This is a genomic window from Actinoplanes sp. NPDC051633 (assembly GCF_040681735.1).
Lineage (GTDB): Bacteria > Actinomycetota > Actinomycetes > Mycobacteriales > Micromonosporaceae > Actinoplanes.
The window spans coordinates 1-1,623 of the sequence record NZ_JBFAZH010001487.1 but is presented as its reverse complement, the minus strand read 5'-3'; the positions used below and the strand labels follow the sequence as shown (position 1 = coordinate 1,623).

Sequence of the window (1,623 nt, the reverse complement as noted above, 5' to 3'; positions counted from 1 at the left end):
GGCTGCCCGGTCAGGCCCGCGCGGCGGTGCGGCCGGTGCCCGACGCGGCACCCGCGCACGTCGTGGCCGCCCGCGACCGCGTGCTGTTGCTTGCCGACCTCGCCGACGACCCCGACGCGGCGCTGGACACCGCCGCCAAGGTCGCCGCGGCGCACCCGCAGCCGCCCGCCGGGGTGGCCGCCGCCCTGGCCGCGGTCGCGGCGGCGCACCGGCGGCCGGGCTGGGACAAGGCCCTCGCCGCGGCGGCGGCCGACGCGGGTGACCGGCCGGCCGCGCGGGCGGCGGCGTGGCTGCTCGTGGAGACCCTGGCCGCCGACGGGCACCTCGCCGAGTCGGCGGCAGCGGCCACGGCAGCGGCCCAGGTGTGCGCCGCCGAACTGGCCTACGGATGGCAGACCCGCTTCCTGGCGGCCGCCGACTTCGCCCTCGCCCTGCACGGCCCGGCCGTCCCGACCCCCGCAGACCCGCCGGCCCCGGACTCACCGGCCCCGGACTCACCGGCCCCGGACTCCCCGGCCCCGGACTCACCGGCCCCGGACTCAGCGGCGTCGTCGCCGGCCGGGGACGCCGACGCGGTGCAGCGGCGGGCCGCCAACCTCGCCGACCGTTCGCTGCCCGCGGACGCCCTCGCCTACGCCACCGCCGCGACCGCCCTGGTCGAGGCCGACACCGGGCTGCTCGCCGCCGCCCGGGCCCGGCTCGCCGCAGCCGCCGCCCATCCCGCCACCGGCTGGGTCGCCCACGAGGCCGCCTGGCTGGACGGCCAGCCCGACCGCGCCACCGTCGCCGGCGACACCCCGGCCCACCGGGCCGGCCTGCTCGGCGGGCTGGACCGCATCACCGCCCGATGGGCCGCCCACGACCTCGGGTCCGCCGGCGCCGACCCGATCCCCGACGGCATCCCCGACCCGGCCCGCCGCACCCTGCTGGCCTGGGCCACCGGCACCGGCTTCGCCGCTGCGGCCGACACCTGGGACGGCACCGCACTGCGGGAGCAGATCCGCTGCCTGATCGCCGCCGGCCTCTACGACGGCGACCCCGGCCGGGCCGTCGACGCGCTGCTCACGGCGGAAAAACTGGCCGACGCGGCCGGGTTGACCGTGCTCGCCGGCCGAGCCCGCCGCGGACTGCGCCGGCACAATGTGCACCGCGACACCCGCAGCCGGCGCTCCGGGTCGACCCTGACCAACCGGGAGACCGACGTGCTGCGGCTGGTCGCGGCCGGCGAACCCACCCGGCGTATCGCCGGTCAGCTGGGGATCTCGGCCGAGACGGTGGACACCCACATCCGGGCCGGGATGCGCAAGCTGGGCGCGCGTACCCGCACCGAGGCGGCCGCGCTCGCCTTCGCCGACGGGAGCGGGGAGGAGCACCGGTGACGCGACAGCCCGACGCCCCCCGCCACGTGGTCACCTCCGCCGGTGACGCGGAGACCGTGCTGCGACGGCTGGCCCGCGACGGCTGGGACATCCAGGAGGGGTTCGCCCTGCCGCTGCAGGGCTGGGACGCGCCGCCGAGGCTGGTGCTGCACGGCCGCATCGGCGACGAGGACACCCTGCAGCTGGCCGTGCTCGCGGCGGCCCGCGGCGCCGGCATCGTCGCGGTCTGCGACACCGAGTCGCC

Annotated in this window: 1 protein-coding gene and 1 pseudogene; both read left to right on the top strand. The window is 79.9% G+C overall.

Annotated features, from left to right (window positions below):
* Positions 1–1,379 (top strand): LuxR C-terminal-related transcriptional regulator (locus AB0M20_RS42365; RefSeq protein ID WP_364307052.1); only part of this gene is annotated, 1,379 nt, incomplete at its 5' end.
* Positions 1,376–1,623 (top strand): annotated as a pseudogene (locus tag AB0M20_RS42360) (LuxR family transcriptional regulator); the annotation flags it as partial. The gene AB0M20_RS42365 and the pseudogene AB0M20_RS42360, both read left to right, overlap by 4 nt.